The 16957-nt window shown below is 52.5% G+C and carries 15 protein-coding genes; 4 read left to right on the plus strand and 11 right to left on the minus strand.

Features of this window, described 5'->3' with window-relative positions; translation table 11 throughout:
* Positions 1-45: 45 nt before the first annotated feature.
* Together AC0VXT_RS02030 and AC0VXT_RS02035 are read right to left on the minus strand one after the other, a co-directional pair.
* The gene (locus AC0VXT_RS02030; protein ID WP_475547293.1) at positions 46-654 is read right to left on the minus strand and encodes a nicotinate-nucleotide adenylyltransferase; all 609 of its coding nucleotides are present in this window, start codon (positions 652-654) and stop codon (positions 46-48) included.
* Positions 651-1937: a glutamate-5-semialdehyde dehydrogenase gene (locus tag AC0VXT_RS02035; RefSeq protein WP_475547294.1), complete on the minus strand. Its 1287-nt coding sequence runs from the start codon at positions 1935-1937 to the stop codon at positions 651-653. Before AC0VXT_RS02035 ends, AC0VXT_RS02030 begins: the two co-directional genes overlap by 4 nt.
* 320 nt (positions 1938-2257) lie before the next feature.
* Here AC0VXT_RS02035 and AC0VXT_RS02040 point away from each other — a divergent pair, with 320 nt between their 5' ends.
* Together AC0VXT_RS02040 and AC0VXT_RS02045 are read left to right on the plus strand one after the other, a co-directional pair.
* Positions 2258-4120: an ABCB family ABC transporter ATP-binding protein/permease gene (locus tag AC0VXT_RS02040; protein ID WP_475548556.1), complete on the plus strand. Its 1863-nt coding sequence runs from the start codon at positions 2258-2260 to the stop codon at positions 4118-4120.
* Positions 4121-4195: 75 nt separating this feature from the next.
* Positions 4196-5305 (plus strand): YHYH protein, encoded by a 1110-nt coding sequence (locus tag AC0VXT_RS02045; RefSeq protein ID WP_475547295.1) that lies wholly within the window; start codon positions 4196-4198, stop codon positions 5303-5305.
* A gap of 19 nt (positions 5306-5324) precedes the next feature.
* On the opposite strand, the gene AC0VXT_RS02050 is transcribed toward AC0VXT_RS02045, so the two are convergent.
* A complete protein-coding gene (locus AC0VXT_RS02050; RefSeq protein WP_475547296.1) occupies positions 5325-6281 on the minus strand; it encodes an AEC family transporter in 957 nt (318 codons plus the stop codon).
* Positions 6282-6414: 133 nt separating this feature from the next.
* Here AC0VXT_RS02050 and AC0VXT_RS02055 point away from each other — a divergent pair, with 133 nt between their 5' ends.
* Positions 6415-7056: a DUF4269 domain-containing protein gene (locus AC0VXT_RS02055; protein WP_475547297.1), complete on the plus strand. Its 642-nt coding sequence runs from the start codon at positions 6415-6417 to the stop codon at positions 7054-7056.
* 13 nt (positions 7057-7069) lie between these two features.
* Here AC0VXT_RS02055 and AC0VXT_RS02060 read toward each other — a convergent pair whose 3' ends face one another.
* The 4 genes from AC0VXT_RS02060 to nadB form a co-directional block, all read right to left on the minus strand.
* Complete coding sequence (locus tag AC0VXT_RS02060) at positions 7070-8134, minus strand: sensor domain-containing diguanylate cyclase (protein WP_475547298.1); 1065 nt, start codon at positions 8132-8134, stop codon at positions 7070-7072.
* 147 nt (positions 8135-8281) lie between these two features.
* Positions 8282-9364, minus strand: a complete 1083-nt coding sequence (locus AC0VXT_RS02065; protein WP_475547299.1) for a GGDEF domain-containing protein — start codon at positions 9362-9364, stop codon at positions 8282-8284.
* Positions 9365-9599: 235 nt separating this feature from the next.
* Positions 9600-10058, minus strand: coding sequence for an MOSC domain-containing protein (locus AC0VXT_RS02070; RefSeq protein ID WP_475547300.1), 459 nt, complete (start codon positions 10056-10058; stop codon positions 9600-9602).
* A gap of 35 nt (positions 10059-10093) precedes the next feature.
* On the minus strand, positions 10094-11740 hold the full coding sequence (gene nadB, locus AC0VXT_RS02075; protein ID WP_022731610.1) for an L-aspartate oxidase: 1647 nt from the start codon (positions 11738-11740) through the stop codon (positions 10094-10096).
* A gap of 237 nt (positions 11741-11977) precedes the next feature.
* On the opposite strand from nadB, the gene AC0VXT_RS02080 reads away from it, so the two are divergent.
* Positions 11978-12388, plus strand: coding sequence for a GFA family protein (locus tag AC0VXT_RS02080; RefSeq protein WP_475547301.1), 411 nt, complete (start codon positions 11978-11980; stop codon positions 12386-12388).
* A gap of 40 nt (positions 12389-12428) precedes the next feature.
* Here the strand turns inward: AC0VXT_RS02080 and AC0VXT_RS02085 are convergent, their stop codons facing one another.
* From AC0VXT_RS02085 to AC0VXT_RS02100, 4 genes are all read right to left on the minus strand, one after another.
* Positions 12429-13403, minus strand: a complete 975-nt coding sequence (locus AC0VXT_RS02085) for an SAM-dependent methyltransferase (RefSeq protein ID WP_475547302.1) — start codon at positions 13401-13403, stop codon at positions 12429-12431.
* A 95-nt stretch (positions 13404-13498) separates the two neighbouring features.
* Positions 13499-14800, minus strand: a complete 1302-nt coding sequence (locus AC0VXT_RS02090) for an esterase-like activity of phytase family protein (protein WP_475547303.1) — start codon at positions 14798-14800, stop codon at positions 13499-13501.
* 165 nt (positions 14801-14965) lie between these two features.
* Positions 14966-15571 carry a flavin reductase family protein gene (locus tag AC0VXT_RS02095; RefSeq protein WP_475547304.1) on the minus strand — a complete coding sequence of 202 codons (606 nt, stop codon included), beginning with the start codon at positions 15569-15571 and terminating at the stop codon, positions 14966-14968.
* A gap of 86 nt (positions 15572-15657) precedes the next feature.
* Entirely contained in the window at positions 15658-16947 is a 1290-nt protein-coding gene (locus tag AC0VXT_RS02100) for an amidohydrolase family protein (RefSeq protein WP_475547305.1), read from the minus strand.
* Between the last annotated feature and the right edge of the window lie 10 nt (positions 16948-16957).

Raw genomic sequence — 16957 nt, forward strand, 5'->3', positions numbered from 1 at the left:
CGGGATGCCCCGGCATGTCGCCGACAGCAAAATTCACCGCGTTGCTTACACCTGCCATCTGCCTTCGGCGCGAATTGCGGTCGAAGATGCCGGATGGCGCTTGATTGGCAGGTATACCCAGGCCGGAACATTTAGATCGGCCAGCAAACCCGCCTTGTCCATCGGGATGCGCCAACGTTCCATACGGCGCGCAGCGGTCCCGGACAATGCCTTGTTAGAATACCCTTCACGGTCGATAACCGCAATGGGAGCATGCAAAATCAACCTGTTCCACCATTTCCATTTATGGAACTGGGCCAGATTGTCTGCTCCCATCAGCCAAACAAATCGTGTTTGGGTAAAACGACGTTGCAAGGCTGCAAGAGTATCCGCCGTATAACGGGTTCCGAGTTCGGTTTCAATTGCAGAAACCACAATGCGGGGATGCTTTGCCATCATTCGTGCAGAATCAAAGCGATCTGCGAGGTCAGCCATGCCATCGCGCGACTTCAGCGGGTTCTGCGGTGACACAAGCCACCATACCGCGTCAAGTTGCAGGCGCTTTAATGCCTCAAGCGAGATATGCAGGTGCCCTTCGTGGGCGGGATTAAACGACCCGCCCAGCAAGCCGACCCGTGGTGGGGCCAAATGTGATCTTGGTGCAGCAGCAATCATGGGCGCGTTTGGCCTGTGCCGCGCACGATGTATTTATAGCTGGTTAGCTGTTCGACTCCGACCGGGCCGCGTGCATGCAGCTTACCCGTGGAAATGCCAATTTCCGCCCCCATACCAAATTCACCACCATCGGCGAACTGGGTTGATGCATTGACGATCACAATCCCCGAATCAACTCCGTTCATGAATGTCGTGGTGGCGGCTGCATTTTCGGCAATGATCGCATCAGTGTGGTGAGAGCCGTACGTATTGATGTGATTAACTGCATCCGTAACGCCGTTGACGACTTTGATCGAAACAATTGCATCAAGATATTCGGTCACCCAATCCTCGTTCGTTGCCGGTTTGATATGGCCGTCAATTGATTGCGCGATGTCATCGCCGCGCAACTCGCACCCCTTGGCGACAAGGGCTTCGGCAATGCGCGGCAGAAGGCGACCGGCAACAGAACTGTCGATCAGGATGGTTTCGGTTGAGCCACATACACCGACACGACGCATCTTGGCATTGACGACAATGTCAACTGCCTTTTGCGGATTGGCACTGGCATGGACATAGGTATGGCACAGCCCTTCGAGGTGTTTAAACAGCGGAATGCGGCTTTCATCGGTGATGCGCGCAATCAGGGATTTGCCCCCACGCGGTACAATCACATCGATATAATCGGAAAGTTTCAGCATCTCGCCCACAGCGGCGCGATCTGTCGTCGGGATCATCTGGATGGCATTGTCGGGCAGGCCCGCTTTGGCAATGCCTTCAGCCATGCAGTCAAAAATTGCGCGTGACGAATAAAAACTTTCTGACCCGCCGCGCAAGATCGCAGCATTGCCAGATTTGATGCACATCGCACTGGCGTCGGCGGTGACGTTCGGGCGGCTTTCATAAATGATGCCAATGACGCCAAGCGGGACCGAAACGCGCGCGATATCAAGCCCGTTATGTTCCGGACTCCAGCGTGCCAGTTCACGACCGATCGGGTCGGGGAGTTCTGCAACGGCCTCGATACCTGCTGCCATGCCTTCGATCCGGGCCGGATCAAGGGCCAAACGATCCAGAAGGGCGTCGGTTAGTCCCTTTGCGCGACCGGCTTCCATATCCTTGGCATTGGCGGCAAGGATCGCATCTGCATTGTCGCGCAGCTTGGCAGCCGCGGCTTTAAGGGCAGAGATTTTTGGTTCTGACGGGACCTGTGCAAGTTCCAGCGCTGCTTTGCGTGCTTTGATGCCCATATCGCGCATCAGTGCTGCGATATCCTGGTTTTTGATACTGGCAAGAGCCGTCATGGTCCTGTTTCCGTTCCTTTAAGCGTGTGCGTCTTCGATCCGTATGATGGATCGTTCTTTTTGTGATTTTATCAACAAATTGACAAAATAGACCGCAAACCGTTTATCCGCAATGATCTTGGGATCAAAATACTTATCCGTGATCGAGCCTGCGACGGTTCTCCTCAGAACAGTGCGGTTTGCTCCGACGGGGTCAAGTCAACTTAAGCTTGCCAAACCGGGTGTGCCGTTCCATTTGTTGATGACAGAATGAAAAGGCACACCGTCAGAGCATACCGCAATGCCACCGGTGACCGTTTGGGGATAAGATTTTGAAAAATATGGGTTCCGGCCAGTCAACTGCGCGCGCAGAGCTTGGCGTTGTTAAGAACTTTTTGCCGTATTTGTGGCCACGCGGAGAGTTTGAGCTTCGCGCGCGTGTCGTCATTGCCCTGTTGTTTCTCGTCGGGGCAAAGGTCGCCAATGTCTATATGCCGGTGCTGTATAAATATGCCGTCGATGCGTTGGGCGGGGCAGGACAGAAAACCGGCCAGGCCGCGTCTGGTGGGACAGATACCACATCATTGATTGTTGTCCCCGTTGCCCTGATTGTCGGGTACGGGATGGTGCGCATTCTGGTGTCGGCCTTTGGCGAATTACGTGATGCGGTTTTTGCCAAAGTGGCACAGCGTGCCATTCGCACATCTGCCCTTGGTGTCTTTGAACATCTTCACGGGCTTTCGTTGCGGTTCCATCTGGATCGACAGATGGGCGGGCTTTCGCGCGCGATTGAACGCGGGGTCAAGGGGATTGAATTCCTGTTGTCCTTCATGCTGTTCAATATTTTGCCGACCCTGCTTGAGATTTTCATGGTCTCGGCAATTCTTTGGGCGCTGTATGATTTCTGGTTTGCGCTGATCACGTTTGTCACCATCGTGATTTATATCGCCTTTACCCTGATCGTCACCGAATGGCGGATGAAGTTCCGCCGTGAAATGAACTTGCGTGATGACGAGGCCAACACCAAGGCCATCGACAGCCTGATCAATTACGAGACAGTCAAATATTTCAACAACGAACCCCACGAAGCAAGGCGCTATGACGCGGCACTGCGCGGCTATGAAACGGCTGCGGTTTTGTCTCAGGTGTCGCTTTCAAAACTCAATATCGGGCAGGGTGCGATCATTGCCGTTGGGTTGGTTCTGAACATGCTTTTGGCGGCCAAGGGCGTTCAGGACGGCAACATGACGGTTGGTGACTTTGTGCTGGTTAATACCTACCTGTTGCAGCTTTATATGCCGCTTAACTTCCTTGGGTTTGTCTATCGTCAGATCAAACAGTCTTTGACTGACATGGAACGGATGTTTTCGTTGCTCGACGTCGATAAGGAAGTTGAAGACAAGGCGGGATCGGCTGAACTGGCATGCAGCGATGCGGCCATTCGTTTTGAGGATGTAAAGTTTTCCTATAACCCGGACCGCGAGATCCTAAAGGGTGTCAGTTTTGAGGTGCCAGCGGGCAAGACAGTTGCGGTTGTCGGGCCAAGTGGGGCGGGTAAATCGACGCTGACACGGCTGATGTTCAGATTCTATGACGTGTCGGCAGGACGGATCACCATCGACGGGCAGGATATCCGCGATGTGACGCAAAATTCGCTGCGTCGGGAAATCGGGATCGTGCCGCAGGACACCGTTCTGTTTAACGATACGATTGCCTATAATATCTCATACGGGCGTCCGGGGGCTGAACAGTCCGAAATCGAAGATGTCACCAAACTTGCCAGCATCGATGGCTTTATCGAAGGTCTGCCCGAAGGGTTCAAAACCAAGGTCGGAGAACGTGGTCTTAAACTGTCGGGGGGTGAAAAACAGCGGGTGTCGATTGCACGTATGTTGTTGAAACGTCCGAAAATCATGATTTTTGACGAAGCCACCTCGGCCCTTGATACCCGAACCGAAAAGGATATCCAGCAGGCGTTGCGCGACGTGTCACGCGGGCACACAACCCTGATCATTGCGCACCGTCTTTCAACCGTGATTGATGCTGATGAGATCATCGTTCTTCGCGATGGTCAGGTGGCCGAACGCGGTCGTCATCAGGACCTTTTGAGCCAAGAGGGGCTTTATGCCGAGATGTGGGCGCAGCAACAGGAGCTCCGCGAGGCCGAGGAACTCCTTGCCCATGCCGGTGAAATTCCCGGCTAAGGACAATTTTGACTGGACCCTTGTGACGTCATCCCCAAATAATGGGGTGACGTCACATTCTTTGGGGGAAGTCTGTTGTCTAAAATAACACGTCGCCAGCTTCACGCATTACAAGCACATCAAGACCATGATGGTCATCATCATGCGCATCGCCATAACGCACATTCCCATATCCATGAACCGATGGATGAGGGACAATATGCCGGTGACAATCGTGATGACGTTGACCGCATGCGTCGGAATGTTCTGGTTGGGATGGGTATGTTGCCGTTGGCGGGGATGGTCTTAAATCCCATGCATCAGGCATGGGCGCTCAGCAACGAAGTCAGCATTCGTGAAGACAGTCGGTATCGTTACATCACATCCAATGCGATCCCGGACCATTCCATGGGAAGTTTCCCCAATAGAAGCAACCCGAATTCAATCAAGGCGCAGTCACTCGAATTTCGGTTGCCGATTAATCCTGAACGCAGTGGCTGGTTCATGCCCAACCCGCGCAATTTATTTGGTGTCGCGGTAAATGGTGTGCCCTTTGATCCGTTTACGGCTGAGTACTGGCAACGTGACCGCCAATCGGGTTGGCGCTACGAGGCGATTTCACCGACATTGGATTTGGGGCTTGATCAGAACAATGCCCATGTGCAGCCAAACGGCACGTATCATTATCACGGTGTCCCTAAGGGATTGATCAAAAGCTGGTCACCAGATCAGCATTCCATTCGCATCGGTTTTGCCGCCGATGGTTTTCCGATTTATGCAATGTTTGGCTATGAAGACCCCAATGATCCGAATTCGCCTATCACACCATTGCGCAGTTCATGGCAGGTAAAAAGCGGTACGCGCCCGGGTGGTCCGGGTGGAAAATATGACGGCACGTATGGCGAGGATTTTGAATTTATTCCGGGCCTTGGTGATTTGGATGAAGCCAACGGCCGCGAAACGGTCACCCCGGAATATCCAAACGGAACATATGCTTATTTTGTAACCGAGTCCTTCCCGTTTATTCCGCGCATGTTGGCCGGCATTTCAGATCCGAGTTTTGACAAGGGACCGGGCGGCATGCCGCCCGGTGGAACAGCTGGTGGCCCAAATGGCGGCCCCCCGGGTGGTCCCGGCGGACGCCCCAAACCGGGTCGAGATGGTTTCCCCGGTCAACGCCCCCCACTTGGCAAGTCGCCGCGTTGATATGACCTTGGCCGCTCTGTCAGGGCAGTGGCCCGAAAACCTGTGTCAGGTCAAGCAACCACAAGGCGGTGCTGATGGTGATAAAGGATAGTGAGGTCGCAAACATAAGCGATGCGGCGCACAGTCCTTCGTGACCATAGCGTTGGCCAAATATCGGATAGATGCTGAGCATCGGTGAGCAGGCAAAAGCAACGCAGGCGATTTGCAAAACCGGATCGATATCGGGCAACGCCCAGACCAGTGCAAAGACCATCAACGGATGCAAAATCAGTTTTGCGGTGACGATACGCGCCACATCGGTACGCAGGCCTTTTAGTTTAAGCCCAACCAGCCCGCCGCCGATGACAAACAGCGCAACAGGTCCGGATGCGGATGCCAGCATATCAATGGCCTTGAAAATCGGGCTTGGGATGGTCCACCCTGAAAGCGAAATACATAGGCCCAGGACAATGCCGATGATGATCGGATTTTTGCCAAGTTTCAGGAATGCTTTAGCTAGAACGCGGCCTTTGCTTTGGTCTTCGTTCTGGCTGCTGTCGCCCAGCACAAGCGCCATAGGCATCATCACAAGGTTTTCGATGATGACGCATAAGGCCAAACCGATTTCAGCAGCTGGTCCCAACAGTTGTAATACAATTGGATAGCCGACAAAGCCACTGTTGGAAAACGACATGCCCATGCCTTGTAGCATTGCGTTGGATTGTCTTTTCTTCGCGACCGCAAGGGCATAAAAATACCCCGATGAAAACAGGATGATCGATGCACCGCCATAGGCGAGCAGATAAATCGGCTCGATTACTTCTGAAAGGTCACGTTGTGCCAAAGCCCGGATTAAAAGGCACGGTAGGGCGAAGTTCATAACAAAGGCGCCCATGCCACGCACAATGGTTTGTGGAACAATGTTGCGGTAAACAGCAAAATAGCCAACCGCAATAATCAGGAAAATCGGTGTGGTGACGGCAAGAATATCAATCATCTGATAGAAGATCCCGATGAGTTGGCTGGTGTTACAAGGTGTGAAAGATGCGTGCGGACAGAGGGGGCGTGATCCATTGTCTCAGGTATCAACCTTGCGTAGCACAGGGTCAAGAAACAGAACGGATTTGATCATGAACCAAACGGTAATAGATTGGCCTGATCCCTTGTGTCCTGCGGCCTTTCGCGGGCTGGAAAAGTTACAGCAGGCATCTGATATTGGTGCGAATGTGGCTTTGGCGTTGCAGCAGGCGGATGTTTTTGGCCTTTTGGCGGAATTTGATCCGGTGATCGCGGGAACCTTGCCAATCGCGATCAACACGGAACAGTCCGATATAGATATCCTGTGCCATGCGGTCGATCTGTCGCGGTTCCATGATTGTGTTGACAGCACATTTTCGAGTTACCCACACTATCGTCGTCACCAGCGCGCGCCGACAAACCATGTCGGGGTGGCAAGTGTTGTAAGGTTTGAGTGCGCCGGGGGTGATTGTGACGGGTTTGAAGTCGAGATTTTTGCAACCGATTGCCCGAGTACAGCCCAATACGGATTTATCCATATGCTGGCAGAGGCCAGAATTCTTTCCCTGCTTGGACCCGATTTCGCAAAGAACGTTCGCGCACTTAAACGCCAGAACGTGAAAACTGAACCGGCATTTGCGCAGTTGTTAAGGCTTTCGGGTGACCCCTATATTGGGGTGGCAGAACTTGCAAACATGTCAATGGATGAAATGACGGCGTTTGTTAACCGCAAGGGCCTGTTTGTGGTTGGGTGAAAGGAAATTTAGCCTATGTGGCGGGAATATTCAGCGCCTTATAGACAACGTTTTCAATGCCTTGTGATTTTGCCGAGCCAAGGGCTTCTTGGGCAACGCCAAGAATTTGATTTGCCGTGAAATGTTGCTTTGCCACCGGTGGTGCCCATGTTGCACCAACACTGATGGTAATGCGGGTTGGGTTGCCGTCAGCATCATAGAACCGGCACTGTTCGCGGACGGTGTCACAGAGTTTGAAGCCAAGAAAGCTTGTCTGTTCTTCACGGACCGTTGGCATCAGACAGGCAAAATCAGAACCATCAATATGCCCGACAACATCGCGGTCACGCAGGCTTGATGTGATGGCCGCAGAAATAGCCTGAATGATATGCTCGGCTGTTTCATGGCCGTAGTTCTGTTCCAGCTTATCGAATTGATCAATTTCAAACCGGTATATGGCAAGTGGTGCGTTTTGCAGTCTGGCATTGATCAGTTCACGATGAAGAAATTCAACAATACCGGTTTTGTTCCAGATGCCGGTCAATGGATCAATCAGCATACGGTGTTTGGCCGGTTCAAGATCATCAAGTACCTGTTGTGGACTGCGCGCACCATAGCGTATGGCGATGGTTGTTTCGGCCCAATGCCCCAAGTCTTCAAGAATTTGAATGTCTTCCGCAGAGAATGTGCGTGCCATGCTGTCAACAATACACAGGGCGCCGATTTTAAAGCCATCCGGATTGGTTAAAGGCACACCGGCATAGGCCCGAACATGCGGAACGCCAGTGACCAATGGATTATCGGTGAAACGTTGATCGCTTGTTGCATCTTCGACAATAAAAGGGACATCGTCATTAATCACATGACCGCAAAATGAAATGTCACGCGGGGTTTCGGTTGTCGGTTGATTGATGTTGGATTTGAAAAACTGCCGATCATTGTCGAGAAGCGAAATCGCAACGATTTCCGAGCCGAAGATACGCTGTGCAACACGTGTGATACGGTCCAGTTCCGGGTCGGCTTTGCTGGTCAGAATACCCATGCTTTCAAGGGATTTCTGACGGGCATATTCGTTATCTGGCCGCTGTGCGGATTTCACTGTGCATCCCCCGATGTTCCAAAGCCCCTTTGACGGTCAAGTTTTAGGGATTTTGGACACAGGATCAAGTCAGCATTTTTTGATTAAGACGTGTTTTTGCCCAGACTTCAGGCGCCTGTTGTATCCTGTCTAAACGCGGTCGGTTGATTATTCTTCGAGCGTGTCGAGACTACCATGTTCATCAAGCGGGATGTAACGCACTGTATCCCGCCCCCCTTCTTTTGCTTCGTACAGGGCATCGTCGGCCGTTTGTAATACGTGATCCGAGCTGTATTTCGTCGTCGCGTGCGGTGATAACCATGTCGCACCGACACTTACTGTCACCGATACCAGCTCGCCGTCTTTGTTGGTAACTTTGCATTGCTCACGGAATGTTTCGCAAAGCTTGTAACCAAGATACATCATCCGTTCCAGACGCAACCCAGGCAGAATACAGACGAATTCTTCGCCGCCAAACCGCCCGATAATGTCCTGATCGCGCATGCTCGATGCCATGATTTCAGAGATCGACTGTATCACCTTGTCGCCGATCAAATGACCATAGGTGTCATTGACCCGTTTGAAATGATCAATATCAAGCATGAAGATGCCAACTGGCGCACTTTTGATTTGTGCCGATGAAATCTCACGCCCCAGCAGTTCTTCAAGCCCGCGCCGGTTCCAGATACCTGTCAACGTATCAATCAGAACTTCGCGTTGCGCGGCATTCAGGTCTTCGAGAAGTTGTTTCTGGCTGCGTTCGCTATAGCGCAGCGCAATTACGGTTTCTACCCAATGGGCAAGGTCCTGAAGCGTTGCGATTTCGTCCTTTGTAAAATCACGCTTTTTACCATCAATGATGCAAAGCGTGCCAAGTTTGTATCCTTGCTGATTGGAAATCGGAACGCCAAGGTATGATCGGATCTCCGGGCCCCCTGTCACAAGCGGGTTGTCGTGAAACCGATCATCATCAAGCGCATTGGAGACAACAAGTGGCGCATTATGCATCACCGCATGGCCGCAAAATGAAATGTCGCGACCTGTTTCTGAAACCGAAAGGTTGACGCGCGACTTAAAAAATTGCCGATCATTGTCGAGTAACGATATCGCGACAATATCGGATCCGAACAAACGTTCTGTCAGCCGCGTAATGCGATCAAGTTCCGGATCGCGCGGCGTTGAGAGCAATCCCATTGCTTCGAGTGATTTTTGACGATCAACTTCGTCAGAAGGAACAGGCGCTGGTTTCACTAATCGATCTCCTAGCTTTCTCAGCCGAGATTTGGAAAATACGGGACAGTTACAACACATGTCATCAGCAAGTCGGTTGTGCGTTAAAGCAATTCGAAACCAACTTGCACCGCGATGCGTTATGGGCTCATGACGTAATGACCCATCCTATCCTAGGCAATTGATATCCCTTAATCAGGTTGGTTCGATTAGCCCGTATTTAAAGGTAGACCCTAAGTATAATCTACCAAAGGTGTCAATCGACCATCGATGTGATGTGAACAGCATCGCCACATTTAATGGTGCCATCTTTGATGACACGGCACGTCACACCGCCGCGCCAATCGGGACGAAGGGCTTCTTCAAGGCCTTTTGCGGCGTCTTCCATCCGGCGACACGGGTCGGTCTCCCCGGTGATTTCAAACACGACGGAGCCAATTGAAATTTTGGCTCCGATGTCACGCGGAAGGGGAATGCCGCTGACCAGAAGGTTTGCGCGCCGGGTCGTCCAGGGAAGATCTGTTCGATCAATAACCGCGCAGGCTGTTTGCCAGTCTTCGTTCGACAGGATGGTGACCTGACGTTTACGCAATTTTCCCCGATAATCGCCATCAACGCCCAATGCCGTCGAACATGCGACCTTTTCGAGCGTCTCCATCGGGGCGCGCGATTTTGCCTTACGCGCGATCCCAATAAGTTTGGCTTGCCCGGTCATGCTTTTTGTTCCTGTTTGCTGATGTTGCCGATGGATCAGGTTTTCCACTGACCGGAAATGACCCAGCGACCGGCGAAGTTTTCTGGCACCAGAATTGTTTGGCGCGGTGATCCGCTTTCGTCGAGTTCGGGATAATCGGTGGTGTAATGCAGGCCACGGCTTTCGCGGCGCCACAGGGCCGACTGAATGATGAGTTTGGCAACAACCGACAGGTTTCGCAGTTCGAGCAAGTCATTGGTGACGCGGAAATTGCCATAATATTCGTCAATTTCCGACAGCAACAAATCAACCCTGTGCTGGGCGCGCTGAACCCGTTTGGTGGTGCGGACAATGCCGACAAAATCCCACATCACGTTGCGCAACTGTTCCCAGTTATGGGCAACAATGACTTCTTCGTCTGAGTCGGTAATGCCGGTTTCATCCCACTCGGGGATTGGTTTGAAATGATCTTCGACCGGCAGGGCTTCGATAATGTCTTTTGAGGCAGCTTCGCCAAACACCAGGCATTCTAAAAGTGAATTTGATGCCAATCTGTTTGCGCCATGCAAACCAGTACCGGCACATTCCCCAATTGCATAGAGCCCGGTCAGGTCGGTTCGACCGCGAAGGTCGGTCAAAACCCCGCCGCATGTGTAATGTGCTGCGGGTACAACCGGGATCGGTTGCTTGGTCATATCAATGCCATAGGTCAGGCAGGTTTCATGGATGGTCGGGAAGTGTTCCCGAATGAAATCTTCGCCTTTGTGGGTGATATCAAGATAAACGCAATCGGCACCAAGGCGCTTCATTTCATGGTCAATTGCGCGTGCAACGATGTCACGCGGGGCCAGTTCGCCGCGCTCATCAAAGCGGTCCATGAAACGCGTGCCATCGGGCAATAGCAGTTTGCCGCCTTCGCCCCGTACGGCTTCGGTAATCAGGAATGACTTGGCTTGTGGATGATAAAGGCATGTGGGGTGGAACTGGCTGAATTCCATATTCATCACCCGGCACCCGGCACGCCATGCCATGGCAATGCCATCACCGGTCGAGCCATCCGGGTTGGACGTGAAACGATAGACTTTGCTGGCGCCACCTGTTGCCAGAACAACGGTGCGGGCATTAAATGATTTGACCTGCCCGGTTTCGAGATCAAGTGCATACGCCCCGATACACCGCCGGCCTTCGCCGCCAAACTTTCGGTCGGTGACAAGATCAATTGCCAGAAAGTTTTCAAAAACCTTGATGTTGGGGTGATTGGCGGCCTGACCTTGAAGCGTGGTTTGAACAGCCCGCCCGGTGGCATCAGCAGCATGGACAATGCGACGGTGGCTGTGCCCACCTTCACGCGTCAGATGAAACGGTTGATCATTCCCGCCTGCCGGATCACGGGTCAGTTGAATGCCAAGTTCATCAAGCCATGCAATGGCACGCGGTGCATTGGCCGCAACATATTCGACCGTTTCACGCTTGCACAGGTCAGCCCCGGCAATCAGCGTGTCGCGCACGTGGTTTTCGATACTGTCAGCGGCATCAAGCACTGCGGCAATGCCGCCTTGCGCCCAATTGGTCGAACCATCGTCGATCTTTCCCTTGGAAAGAACCGCGACTTTTACGTGGGGGGCGAGCTTAAGGGCGGTCGACAGCCCCGCAGCACCGCTGCCAATAACGAGCACGTCATAATTGAAAGAGTTTTCGGACATGTTATCCCATCACATTTGGGCAGGACTGGATGGCGGGGAATGGCGCGGTGGCGTCTTCATCCTGCCCTTATCAGAAGCCGCAGAATAGGACTGCTTTTCGCCAATCTCAAACATATTTGTCTGAAATCCATGCCTGAAATTGATTTGCGGGTGTTTTGATCAACGTCAACACCTTGCGATATGCCGATTACCCGATAAATTAAATCGGATGGATCAATTGTGATTGGGGGCATTGTGATGGTTAAGAAAGATGACACGAACGTCGTGTTCTACGGTGGATGCCATTGTGGTGCGGTGCGTTACAGTGTGACGGCACCGCTTGAAGATGCGGTGATGTGTCATTGCCAACTATGTCGCAAATTACACGGGCATGTCAGTTCGTATGCCGGTTTTGATAAAAGTGCTTTGACGCTTGTACGTGATGCCGGATTGCGGTGGTATCGGATATCGCCAAAGACGGATCGGGGATTTTGCAAGGAATGTGGTTCAGGGATTTTCTGGCGCCCGGTTAAATCCGATCATATGGCATTGATGCCCGGCACCCTTGATGACAGTCAGGACCTTAAAACCGGTGGTCAGATTTTCTGTGCAGATAAAGGCGATTATTATCCGATTGATCCATCGATCAAGGAAATTGCGGCGTCCTGATTTGAACGCCGCAATTTGATATGATGATTGGGTTCAGGCCCTAGTCCTGATCGGTCACGCCGGGGACTTTCAGCCAGGTCAGTTCGTGCTTGTTATTATAAAGATGCACGACCTTTGATCCCGGGATATCGGCAAACTGGGTGATGGCGGAATAGTCGGTGTCACCTTGCAGTTTGATGGTGCAGATGAAGTTGGTTGCCATGGCCGCATCCATCCACTGGTTGACCAACTGATACAGGCGATCCGGGTAACAGATCACATCCGAGCACAGCCAGTCGATATAGCCAACTTCTTCCGGGTTAAGGCCAAAGGCACTTTCCTGACGGAAATCAACACGCGGCAATTTGGCGATATTGGCGTCAAGGCGGGCTTTGTCGATGGAAATGACATCGGTGCTAAATTCATGCAAAACCCACGTCCAACCGCCGGGGCTTCCGCCCAGATCCATGGTGCGATCACCAGCCTGCGGTCCCACACCAAGGCGTGTAAAGGCTTCCCACAATTTCAAATAGGCCCGGTTGGGCGGTGTTACTTTGTCTTCTTCAAACTCGATCTCGCCGTTTTTCCAAGGGCTGGAACAATCAGCAGACGCGATGATGGTATCAGGATCAATCAGGGTCCATGAGCCAAGCGGTGCCGTTGGGGCCGGTTCGCCAAAAATCTGACGTTTGGCCGACACATGGGGCAAGTTTGCCTCAATCAGTTTGGCGCGGGAAAAATGGTCAAACTTGAACATCGCCCAATTGCGCTGATTGAATTTCAGGATTTTGGCCGCACCCTTGATCGAGGGAATTGCAATCCGTACCGGGTTGCGCCAGACATTCTGTGCCCAGAACACACGCCGTTCCGGACCGGGTGCAAACATCAAACGGTCATGGCGTTCGGTGACATCGCCAAGTTCATTGAACAACTGGTCCTCAAACCCGACAGGGGCAAGGTAACCCGTTTCATTCATTGGCTCGATCACGGATTCTACGCCGTCCGGCGTATCGAATATCTGTTTTTCTGTCATCATGGGCCTGCTTTTACGCCCATTTCACGCAATAAAAAAGCGGGAAAGCCGCATGGCAGCTTTCCCGCAGTGATGTATGGTAAAAGACAGGCTGAAAATCAGTATTTATCCGCCTGAACCAGACCGTCGATCAGGATCACCTGGGTCGGGTCGCCCTTGATGCCAAAATCGTTGTCATTGATCATTGCAAGTGCGCCATCACCCATGATTGCCAGACCTTCAAGTTTGTTGGGGGCCATCGGGTAATCGGCACTGTCAAAACGAAGAGTTTTGGGAACCGCGATCAGATCAAGCTTGGAAAGATCGTTTTCCTGCTCAAGTGTCGGTTTGGTTGACATATCATCCCAGCGGCTTGCCAGAATGTTGGTCGCACCGGCCAGTTTGATTTCATGCAGTTTGGTGGTTTTGTCGGTGCGTTCAAGAACCAGAAGGCGATCATTGCCAAGTGCCAAAACTTCAGAAATGCGTGGCGCATTCTGTTTTTTTGACGGATCGTTGCGGAAGGTCTGCGGATCATCAAGCTGATAGATATATTCGCCGCTTAGCTTTTCAGATACGCGGTCATAGACGAACAGACGGGTGTTCTTGGCGGCTTTGTACGCATCGGCATTCGGGTTTGCCAGCGGGTTCTGAACCATGAAATACAGCTTGGTTTCATCTGGCGATACGGCCATCGACTCAATGCCGCGGTTCGTCTGGCGTTTGACCAGAATGGCCGGGAGACCACCGGTGACCTTATAGGCTGCACCGTCGAAATCTTTTTCAGATCCGGCTGGGACAATACGGTTGTTCACGGTGCCGTCTGCGCCAACATGCAGAACCGACGGGCCGTTTTCTTCACCAATCCAGTAAGAACCATCGGTCAGGCGAATGATGCCTTCGGCGTCAATGGACGATACCGACTGTTCCAGCGCATTACCGTTGGCATCAACCGGCTTTTCGGTTTTGGCAACGGTCAGTTTGTTGGTAAGGCCGGTCAGTGGAGTACCGTTTTGATCCTTGATGGTGATGACATCCTTGATGTCAAAGGTACCATTGTCACCCAGGAAAATGGTGTAGATCGACGGCGAATAATCCGGGGTTGGATAGACACGGACTTTGTTGCCGTGGCAGACGGCGTCTTCTGAAACGCCAAGAACGGTTTCAACATCGCCGCAAACAAAGTTCGGGCCACGGTCAGACACTGCATAAAACATGTTGGTCGGATCGCCCGGACGACGATACGCACCCGATCCCAGACCGACTGTCAGATCACGTGCCTTGCCGCCATCAACCATAACCGTTGACAGATTGTTGATTGCGCTTTTGGTTTCGAAAATCTTGGCTTCGCCCGCCATTGCCGTTCCGGCAAGAAGCAGTGCTGCGATGCCGGCAACGCCAGCCGCAAATGTATGTTTCATAAAAGTGCCCCCAGAAAAATCATCAGAAACGTAAAAAAGCCCAGCTCAAGCCCGTTTGATGTTCGAGCGAACTGTGTTGCTTTTCACATTAGAGAGTTTCTGTGACAGTTTGTTTGCGCTTGCGCGTCGCTTTCATGAAACAAACCGGCGATCAAGTAACAGGCGTTACTTCCAAAAATCTTCGCGTTTGACGGTAAAGGTTTCCGAGATGCTGGCGTATTCCTGATACCCCAGCCGGGCAAGCGGTTCGAACAGGGTAATATCAACCATGCCATCGCGAATGATCGCATCATCAATATGCAAACCAACCACGGTGCCAATCACCATCGCGCAGGGCTTTTCCGGGTTGGCACTGGGCAATTCGACGATCTGAAATACTTCGCATTCCATATGGATTGGAACGCCCTTGATCAAATGTGGTTTGACACATTTAGCAGGCATTTTTTCCAGTCCGGCATATTCAAATTCGTCTTCTCCCGGCGGTAAGGGTGCCGAACAGAAATTGATTTCACGCAGCATGGATTTTGGTGCGACGGCGGCGACAAATTCGCTGGTATCGCGTGCGTTGCGCAGGCTGTTGACCGATCCCCCCGACGAAAACATCACCATTGGCGGATTGCCATGCACCGCATTGAAAAATGAATAGGGTGCAAGGTTTGGCCGCCCGGCTTTATCCACCGTCGAAATCCAGCCAATCGGGCGTGGTGCCACGCAGGCCTTAAAAGGATCGTGGGGAAGATTGTGGGCGGTTTTTCCGGGTTCGTAGAACATGAGACGTCCGTTCAGAGGGTAATGGTTTCTATTCGGTCGGCGGTTATGCCCCGATCAGCTTGATATGTCGATCACCGGGCTTTGGATCAAAGGGCCGGTGCATATTCATGTTCACGTACGTGGTCCGGGCGGTCATTCAGATGCAGGCGGGTTTGTGCCATCGGGGTTTCGGCAATGATTTTACCACGCCGGATGACAAACAGGCGATTGGCCCGAATGCGGATGGCCTCAATGGTGTCGCGGGCTTGCAGGACAACAAAGTCGGCGTTGTTGCCAACTTCAATACCGTATCCTTCAATCCCCATGATCTTGGCCGGTTCGGTGGTTACGGCGTTAAAGCAGGCTCGGATATCGTCGCGTGATGTCATTTGTGCAACATGAAGCCCCATGGACGCGACTTCAAGCATATCCCCCGATCCCATCGAGTACCAAGGGTCCATAACGCAATCATGGCCAAAGGCTACGGTCAGACCAGCGTTGCGCAACTCCGGCACACGGGTCATGCCACGGCGTTTGGGATAGGTGTCATGGCGCCCCTGAATGGTGATGTTGATCAGCGGGTTGGCTATTGCGGAAACCTCGGCCTCTGCCATCAGGGCGATCAGTTTGGATACATAGTAATTATCCATCGAATGCATCGAGGTCAGATGCGATCCGGCCACACGGCCCTGAAGGCCAAGGCGCTGGGTTTCATAAGCCAGCATTTCAATATGGCGCGACATCGGGTCGTCTGTTTCATCGCAATGCATATCGACCCGCAAACCCCGGTCCGCGGCCATTTCACAAAGCTCTGTGACGCTGGTGGCCCCATCGGCCATGGTGCGTTCGAAATGCGGAATGCCGCCCACCACATCGACACCCTTATCAAGCGCACGGATGACGTTTTTCTTGGCCGTTGGGCTTCGGAAATAGCCATCCTGCGGGAAGGCAACCAGTTGCAGGTCAAGATACGGGGCGATCTGCTTTTTGACGTCAAGCAACGCATCAACCGCCAACAACCGATCATCGCAGACATCAACATGGGTCCGGATCGCAAGCAGGCCCTTTGACACCGCAAGGTCACAGTATTTAAGGGCGCGTTCGATGACGGCATCGGGGGTCAAAAGCGGTTTAAGTTCCCCCCAAAGTGCGATGCCTTCAAGAAGGGTACCCGACTCATTCATGCGCGGCAGGCCAAGCGACAGCGTCGCATCCATGTGGAAATGGCTGTCGACAAAGGGCGGGCTGACCAGCATGCCGCCGCAATCAATCACCTCAAGCGCCGGGACATCAAGGTTTTCACTGATCTCGGCGATTTTGCCATCGACAACTGCGATATCAACGCCCGTTGCACCATTGGCAATATTGGCATTTTTTAGGATCAGATCGGGCTGCATGATGTCGTCC

It is taken from the genome of Thalassospira sp. Z349TD_5, assembly GCF_056173045.1.

Excerpts from the sequence above, each read along its gene's own strand:
- AC0VXT_RS02085 (WP_475547302.1), bottom strand. The coding sequence starts at position 13,403 with ATGATGACAGAAAAACAGATATTCGATACGCCGGACGGCGTAGAATCC.
- nadB (WP_022731610.1), bottom strand. The coding sequence starts at position 11,740 with ATGTCCGAAAACTCTTTCAATTATGACGTGCTCGTTATTGGCAGCGGT.
- AC0VXT_RS02055 (WP_475547297.1), top strand. The coding sequence starts at position 6,415 with ATGAACCAAACGGTAATAGATTGGCCTGATCCCTTGTGTCCTGCGGCC.
- AC0VXT_RS02040 (WP_475548556.1), top strand. The coding sequence starts at position 2,258 with ATGGGTTCCGGCCAGTCAACTGCGCGCGCAGAGCTTGGCGTTGTTAAG.
- AC0VXT_RS02080 (WP_475547301.1), top strand. The coding sequence starts at position 11,978 with ATGGTTAAGAAAGATGACACGAACGTCGTGTTCTACGGTGGATGCCAT.
- AC0VXT_RS02090 (WP_475547303.1), bottom strand. The coding sequence starts at position 14,800 with ATGAAACATACATTTGCGGCTGGCGTTGCCGGCATCGCAGCACTGCTT.
- AC0VXT_RS02070 (WP_475547300.1), bottom strand. The coding sequence starts at position 10,058 with ATGACCGGGCAAGCCAAACTTATTGGGATCGCGCGTAAGGCAAAATCG.
- AC0VXT_RS02100 (WP_475547305.1), bottom strand. The coding sequence starts at position 16,947 with ATGCAGCCCGATCTGATCCTAAAAAATGCCAATATTGCCAATGGTGCA.
- AC0VXT_RS02095 (WP_475547304.1), bottom strand. The coding sequence starts at position 15,571 with ATGTTCTACGAACCCGGAAAAACCGCCCACAATCTTCCCCACGATCCT.
- AC0VXT_RS02050 (WP_475547296.1), bottom strand. The coding sequence starts at position 6,281 with ATGATTGATATTCTTGCCGTCACCACACCGATTTTCCTGATTATTGCG.
- AC0VXT_RS02030 (WP_475547293.1), bottom strand. The coding sequence starts at position 654 with ATGATTGCTGCTGCACCAAGATCACATTTGGCCCCACCACGGGTCGGC.
- AC0VXT_RS02035 (WP_475547294.1), bottom strand. The coding sequence starts at position 1,937 with ATGACGGCTCTTGCCAGTATCAAAAACCAGGATATCGCAGCACTGATG.